The 8,188-nt window shown below is 69.1% G+C and carries 1 protein-coding gene; it reads right to left on the bottom strand.

Annotated features, from left to right (window positions below; translation table 11 throughout):
* Nucleotides 1–8,126: two-partner secretion domain-containing protein (locus D7T59_RS06435; RefSeq protein ID WP_180853328.1), on the bottom strand; the 8,126-nt coding region annotated here is incomplete at its 3' end.
* Nucleotides 8,127–8,188 lie beyond the last annotated feature (62 nt).

The following is an 8,188-nucleotide window of genomic DNA, read 5'->3' as shown; positions in this document are numbered from 1 at the left end:
TGCGCGCCGATGCTGAAGCCGATCTCACCGCTGCCGCTCTTGTTCTTCGACGACTGCGTGTGGTCTTCCGCTTCGCTACGCAGGGTGATGTTGTCCCGCGCGGCCAGCGCCACGTTGTCACCCTTCACCTGGCTGCCGATGATGCTCAGGTCACCGGCGGTGGCGACGATGCTGACGTCGCCCTGGCTGCGGATGGTGCTGCCCACCGCCGACTGGTCGTGGCTGGTCTGGCTCGCACTGGAGCTGGAGGCGCCGATGCCGATGCGCAGGCTTACGCCGTCAGTAGCGCCGGAAGCGCCTTGCTGCATGGCGCCGCCCACGCCAGCGGCGGCATTGGCCGCCTGCACCGCGTACAGCGCCTTCAGACGGTCATCCTGCGCATTGCCGGCGGCCTTGGCCGCACCGTAGGCGGCCAGGGCGGCGTCCACCACACCGCCGGTCAGGCCGACGTTGATGCCAGCACTCTTCTGCTTGGTGCTCTGGTGTACGTCGGTGGTGCCCTGCGCTGCGTCGATCACCACCTGCCCGCCCACCAGCTGCGTACCGGTCTTCGACAGCACGTCCGAACCGGTGATGTGCAGGGTATTGCCGGCACTCAGATTGACCCGCCCGTCGGTTGAACCGATCAGGCTGCCCTGCGGCGCGCTCTGCTCGATCTCCAGGCCCTTTTCCAGCTTGCTCTGGCCGATGGTCAGGTTGAAGCCACCGCCGCCGAACACACCCGAGCGCTTGACGGTCTTGTCATGCTCTTCGCTGTGCGTGGATGTGGCCGTGCCAATGGTCAGGTCACGGGTGGCGGCCACCACCACATCACCGGTGGCAGCCACCTGCGCCGCTTGCGCGACGACGTCACGACCGGCGCCGATGGTGACGGTCTCGCCGCTGAGCGTGGTGCCCACCACCAAGCTGTCGCGGGTCGCGTCATAGGTGGTGGTGGTCTTGCTCGACAGCAGGCCCTTCTTCCTGCGCGTGGTCTCCTGCTCCCAGCTGTGGTCCTCCTGCGCCGCCAGCAGATTCACGTCGCGCGTGGCCGCGATGCTGATGCCACCGTCGGTGCTGCCGACCTGGGTGGCAGTGAGGTTGGCATCGCGCCCCGCCACCAGCGCGATGTCACCGCCGGCCTGCAGCGAGGTGCCGTGCACGGTCTCGTCCATGCTCTGCGTGGTCTGCGAGAAGCGCTTGCCACGGCTCTGCTGCTGGCTGGTGTTGGTGGTGGTTTCGGCCTGCAGGTTGAGATCGCGCCCGGCCACCACGGCCAGGCCGTCGCCGGCCTTCAGCTGCGCGGCCTGCAGGTTCACGTCCTGTCCGGCCTGCATGCCCAGCGAGCCACCGGCCTCGATGCCGCTGGCGTTGAGGGTTTCGCGCGTGTAGCGGTTGCTGCCCCAGCCGCCCTGTTCGGTGGTGGTCAGTGCGTTGAGGTTGATGTCGTTGCCGGCCGTGGCATGGACGCTGCCGCCGGCCTTGGCGGTCACTGCCGTCAGGTTCAGATCTCGGCCGGCATCCAGTGACAGGCTGCCGCCCACATCCAGCGTGGTGCGGCGCAGGCTGCCATCACCCTGCATCTGCGTGGTGAGGTTGAGGTCGCGGCCGGCCTCCAGCGCCGCGTTGCCGCGGGCGCTGGTCTGCGAACCGACCAGTGCCAGGTCACGCCCGGCTTCCAGCGCCAGGCTGCCGCCACTACGGATGCTGGCCACGTCGATGCCACTGACACTCTTCAGGTCGCGGCCGGCCACCAGGGCCACGTTCCCGCCCTGGATCAGGCCACTGTTGTTGAGGATGTCCTCCACCGCAGTGATGCGCGCATTGCCGCCAGCGGAAATGCCACCGCGATCGTTGAGCAGGCTGCCGGTATCGATGGTCAATCGATCATCGGCGCGGATCATGCCCTGGTTGGACACATTGCCGGCGCGGATCTCCACCGACTCGCCGGCGATGGCGGCGCCCCCCAGCTGCAGGCGGTTGGCGGTGGCCTGGGACAGGTACACCACCGGTACCAACACCTTCTGGCCGTCCACTTCCTGGGCGACCATCCACACGATGTCTTCGTTGAGCGCGGCCACCTGTTCGGCCGACAGCGCCACGCCCACGCTCAGCTGCTGGCGCGCGGCTTCGCTGACGCCGGCATCCATCATGGCGCGGTACTGGCCCATGCCATCGCCCTGGTCGGCATCCAGGTAGCGACGCCCGGTCAGGCCGGTGATCTGTTCCATCACCAGGCGCTGCTCGTAGAAGTCGTCGCCCATCCGACGCAGCTGCTTGTCGGGGTCCAGGTTCAGGCGCTGGAACATGTAGTCCGAGCCGATCCACTGCCCGAAGTTGGCGAAGCGCGGATCGGTTTCCACCAGCCAGCGCTGGTTGCCCGGATTGACCGTGTACAGGCCGCCACTGGGCAGCGACAGGCCCGGCAGCGGATTCTGCGGGCTGCCCACCACCTGCGGCGGCGCCACCGTGGTGACACGGCCGGGGCCCGGGGAGCCGGTATCACCGGCCGTACCCGCACCCTGCGCCTGCGCGCTGGCAGGCCCGGTGGCTACGCCCTGCTGTGCACCCGGTGCGCCAGCGTTGCCGCCGACCGCGCCGGCGCCCTGCTGCTGGCCCAGTTCGGGTGCGTAGGCGTTGTTGCCCTGCCAACCGGCAACGTCCAGCGGCGTGCCACCACTGTGCGCGGTGACCACGGCGTTGTTGACCTCGCGCGCTTCGATCTGCACCCTGCGGCCGGCGGTGATGCTGGCATTGCCACCGGCCAGGGTGACCTGCTTGGTGACCGTGCTGGTGCCCAGCGCGCGGCTGCCGCCATAGATCTCGAAGTCGCAGCGGCTGGGGCAAGGGCGGTAGGTGTAGTCGATGGTCGACGTACGCTGGACCACCTTGTAGCCGGCCAGCGCCTCGTTGTTGACCACGCCGGCCCAGTCGTTGGGGTCTTCGCTGTTGGACGAGCCGCGGCCGTTGATCGAGAGGTTGCGACCGGCAGCGATGGCCGAGTTGCGGTTGTCGACCGAGCCGCCGGACATCTGCATGTCGCGACCGGAAATCAGCTGCGACGCCGCGCTGGCGGCGATGACGGTGGTGCCTTCCAGCACCAGGTCCTTGTGCTCGGTCCAGACCTCCAGCACGGCACAGTCACCCGGGCACAGCTTGCCCGGAGGTGCCGGGCCGTCGATGCCATCGACCCTGAACGTGCCGCTGTCCGGGTCGGCAGCGCCTTCGTTGCCGCTGTAGACCTTGTGCTGGGTGACCAGCACACGGCGCTCGTTGGCCACGCCCAGCGCAGCCAGGATCAGGTCGTTCTCGGCCTGGATGCGCCCGGAGCGGTTGCGGATCTGCTGGGCATTGCCACCGTTCCAGCCCTGCAGGCGGATATCGCCCAGGCTGAAGAGCTCGCCGTCGAGGTTGTCGATGTAGTTGGCATACAGGTTGATGCGGCCGGTAGCCGCCATCAGCCCTTCGTTGTAATCGCGTGCGACCAGCGTGTCGCCCAGGTCGCGGCCGTTGGTGATGCGCGAGGCGCGCAGTTCCAAGGCGTTGCCCATCAGGGTGCCGGTGTTGGTGATGTTGGCAGCCGACACCTCCACCGTATCGCCGTCCACGCGACCGGCATTGCTGAAGTCACCTGCCGTGGTCAGCACGACGCGGCCGCTGCCATTGCCTGCCGTGGCATTGAGCAATGCAGAGGCGGTGTTCTCGATCCGGGCCGCCGAGACTTCAAGGGTGCCCTTGCTCTCCAGGCGCCCCTGGTTGACCAGTGCGCCGGCCACGTCCAGCTTCAGCAGCCCGTTGCTCTCCAGGCGCTGGCCGTTGCCATGCACGTAATCGCCCGCCAGCGTCAGGCGCAGTTCGCTGCCGCCGAACAGGCGGCCGATGCCGCTGAAGGCCTGCAGGCGTGCGCCGAGTGCTTCATAGGCGCTGATTTCGCCACCACCATTGGCCAGGCTGCCCAGCGTCAGCTGGCTCTGGCGACTGAGCAGCCGGCCGTTGCTGTTGTCCAGCGCGGCAAGATCCAGGCGCAGCAGATTGCCTGCGCTGAGCTGGCCACCAACGTTGAATACCTGTGCGCCTGCGCGCTCCAGGTACAGGGTATTGGCGGCGTGGACCATGCTGCCGGCGTTGTCCAGCGATGCGGTCTGCAGGCGCAGGTCGGTTCCAGCCACCAGCTTGGCCTGGCCGCCTTCGGCGCGGTTGTCCACGCTGCCTGCGGTCAGCGCCAGCGCGCCGCCGGTGCTGCCCAGGGTGCCGCCACGGTTGTCCAGCGCACCGGCCGATTCCAGCGTCAGCGGCCCGGTGCCGTTGGCCACGATGCGGCCGCCACGGTTGCCCACTGAGGCAGCGCGGATGTTCGCCGTGCCCTGTGCTTCGATGTTGCCCTGGCTGTTGTCCAGTGCCTGGCGGATCTGCAGATCCAGCGAGGTGCCGCCGTGGACCAGACCACGCTGGTTGGCCAGCGCACCGGCCACGTCGAGCGCGAGTTCCTGGCGGGCGTACAGGTTGCCATCCACGTTGCGCAGGTCGCCCGTGCGACTGGTCACGCGCGCATTGCCCTCGGCCCCCAGCAGGCCATTGCTGTTGTCCAGCTGGGAGGCCAGCACCTGCAGCTGGCCGGCGCCACGCTGCACGATGGTGCCAGTGCGGTTGTCCACCGCCCCCGTGGCGTCCACGGTGAGGGTGCCACCGGCATCCAGGCGGCCACCGGCGTTGACGATCTCCGTACCGGTCACGCGGGCACCGGTGCCCGCGGTCAGCGTACCGCCGCTGTTGTCGAGGCGACCGGCAACGGCCACGTCCGCCTCGCCGTTGCCGACGATCAGACCGGCACTGCTGTTGTCCAGCGTGTCCGCCTCGATCTTCAGCACACCCGTGCCCGCATGCTCGATGCGGCCGCCCTGGTTCAGCAGCTGCGCAGCCTTCAGGTGGACACTGCCGGCGTTGGCGGCGATGCGCCCGCCGGTGTTGCGCAGGGCACCTGTCAGGCTCAGTTCAAAGGGGTCGGTGCCGGTCTGCAGCAGTTCGCCGGCGCTGTTGTCCAGCGCAGCCGCCAGCAGGCCGATGCGCATGCCCTGCAGGCTGCCGGCATTGCGCAGCAGGTCGGTGGCACGCAGGTCGAGCAGACCGATGGCGGTCAGGCTGCCGCCAGCATTGCGCCATTCGCCGGTGCGCGCCTGGGCCAGCAGAGTGCCACCCGACCAGACCTGGCCACCTTCCAGCAGCAGGCTGTCGCCCAGCAGGTGAACCTGCTGGCCGGCGTTGATCTGGCCGGCATTGCGCAGCTGCTGGCGCGCATCAAGGGTGACGCTGCCGGTGCTGCCAACCTTGCCGTCGGCCAGCAGGCCCGCCACGATCACGCCGCTGTTGTCGATCTGCCCTGCGCGCACCTCGATGTCACCCGAGGCCAGCATGCGCCCGCGATTGCTGGCCTGGGCAGCCTGCAGCGTGACGGTGCGCGCCTGCACGTCGGCAGCATTGCGCACGGCCTGCGCGGCCTGCAGCGACAACGCGCCGCTGGCGAACAACGCGGCCTGGTTGTCCAGATCGCCTCCGCTGCGCACCTGCAGATCGGCGGCGCTGTCGATCGTTCCCTTCAGCGTCACGCTGGCATCAGCGGACAGCGCGACGCCCTGCTGCGCGAAGACCTTGCCCGACTGGTCCAGGGTGCCGCCCGCGTGCGCGGTCAACATGCCCGCCGCCAGCGTACGGCCCCCCAGTACCAACGCCTGGTCACTGCCGAGCTGCACGTTGCCGCGCTCGCTGCCCAGTTCACCCTGGCTGCGCAGGGTCCGGCCCCGCACCTGCAACGCCTGGCCGGCCACCAGGCTGCCCTGGTTGTCCAGCGAATCGCGCGCGGTGACATCGACATCGCCGGCGCCGTAGAGGTCGCCACGGTTGTCGATCACATCGGCCGTGGCCGTCAGCGCGCCCTTGGCGAACACGTTGCCTGCGTTGTCCAGCGTCACCGCATCCAGCTGCAGCGACTGCGCACTGGACAGGTTGCCACCAGCGCGGTTGTGCAATGCATCCGCGCGCACGTCCAGCGCGCCATCGCTGGCGACTACACCCGCGTTGTCCAGCGTGGTGGTGCGCAGCCGGGCGCGGTCACCGCCATAGATCACGCCGCTGTTGGCAAGTTCGGTCGCGTGCAGGTCCAGGGCCTGCTGGCCGTGCAGGCGACCGGCATTGGTCACCTTCTGCATGTCCACGGCCAACACGCGTGCCAGCGCCGTGGCGGCCGCCWGCTGGCGCAGCGCGCCGCCCTGCAGGGTCAGCGTGCCGCCGGCTTCAAGCCGGTTGCGGTTGTCGAGCGTGGCAGCAGACAGGCGGGCATCGGCCGCACTGCCGATGATGCCGGCGTTGTCCAGCACATCCGCGTCGACCTGCAGGCCCTTGCCCCCCTGGATGCTGCCGGTGGGGTCATTGTCGATGCGTGCATTGGCCTTCAGCGCCAGCAGATCTACTGCCTGCAGCGTGCCGCTGTTGCGCAGACGGTCGACCGTCAGCGTGGCCTGGCGGGCCTCGAGAGTGCCTTGGTTGTCCACGCCGCCGGCAGACAGTTCCAGCGTCTGCTCGGAGAGGATGCGTCCGGCGTTGTCCAGCTGCTGGCGCGCCTGGGCCTTCAGCAGCACGCCTGCAGACAGCTCGGCGCCCTTCAGCTGGGTGATGCGGTCGGCCGCCACACGCAGGTTGGCACCGGCACCGATGATGCCCTCGTTGTCGATGCTGGCCGCGTCGAGTTCGACGTCGGCGTCGCTGTACAGCTGGCCGGCGTTGTGCAGCTGCGCGGCCTGCATCCGTACGCCCTGGTTGCCCAGCAGCAGGCCGGCGTTGTCCACCTGGCGCGCCTGCACATCGAGCACGGCCTGCGCGCCCAGGCGCGCGCCCTTGCCCTGCACCAGCGTGTCGGCACGCACGGCAAGCCCGGCGCCTGCGGTCACCTGTGCACGGTTCTGCAGCTGTGCGGCGGCCAGCGCGACGCTGCCCGCACTCTTCACCGTGTCAGCCAGCGTCAGCGTGCCGCCGGCGTCCAGCTGCACCTGCGCGGCCTGGGTGTTGCCGGCCAGGTCCAGATTCTGGAGGGCGCGTACCGCCATCGCAGCGCCCGCCGACGTGGAACCGGCAAGCGACGCCTGCCGGGCACGGATCTGAAGATCGCCTTGCGCGTACTGGGCACCGTCGGCCTTCAGGTCACCTTCGGTTTCGATCTGCAGGCGGCCCGCGGCCGCCGTGCGTCCGCTCAGGCGGACGTCGCCGGCCTGGGTCAGGATGAAGTCGCCTGCGTCGGCCACCATCTGGCCGGCGCTGCGCACGCCCACGCCGGCCTCGGTGCCGACCAGGCGGATCTTGCCTGCATACATGCCACCGAGAGCGGCAACGTCCAGGCCGAACTGCGGGCGTTCGCCGTCTCCGCTGATCGCCTGCGTCGCCAGCGTCTGGGCATCGATCTGGTTGGCGCCGGTCACCACGTTCACCTGGCGTGCCCACAGGCCAGCGTTGAGCTGCACCGCGCGGGCCAGCAGGTCGACACCTTCCAGGTTGCCGGCATCCAGCCCGTTGCCTTCCAGGCGGATCGTTCCGCGGGACACCCGGAACGCCGACAGGCTGCCATCGTTGCCGAACACCGGGGTGCCGGTGGTCAGCGTGCCACGGGTGGTGTTGATGAAGCCGCAGCCATCGCAGGTGATGCCGTTGGGGTTGGCGACGATCACCGCCGCCGAGCGCCCCGCCACCTCGATATGGCCCTGCAGGTGCGAGGCGTTGGTGGATGTCACCTCGTTGAGGATCAACCGTGCCGACTGGCCCGGCTGCAGGTTGCCGTTGCCCTGGATGTAGCCACCCAGCTGGGTCTGTACGGTGCTCGCGCTGTTGTTGAGGATCTGCCCTTCGCGCCCGACGTTGTAGTCCTGGAAGCGGTTGTGCGATACGCCGCCTGCGTTGGGCCGGTTGATCTGGATCACCGGTACGCCGTTCGCCGCCTGGTCGGCCCGTGCCTGCTCGCCGGCCTGCACCTGCACCTGGGCAAATGAGCTGCCCGGGGCCAGGAATGCCAATGCCAGGGTGGCGCTCGCCATCGCGATGCGCAGGCGCGTGGCCCAACCGGCGCCCGAAGCGGACAGGGACAGACTGCGGAATACGTTCTTCATGCCAGGTGCTTCCATCAACCCAGGGGGAACTGCACACACAACAACCCGATCACGTCGCCACC

This window comes from Stenotrophomonas maltophilia (genome assembly GCF_013464915.1).
GTDB lineage: Bacteria > Pseudomonadota > Gammaproteobacteria > Xanthomonadales > Xanthomonadaceae > Stenotrophomonas > Stenotrophomonas maltophilia_AT.
The sequence above is the reverse complement of the archived record's forward strand: the minus strand, read 5'-3'. Positions and strand labels throughout refer to the sequence as shown.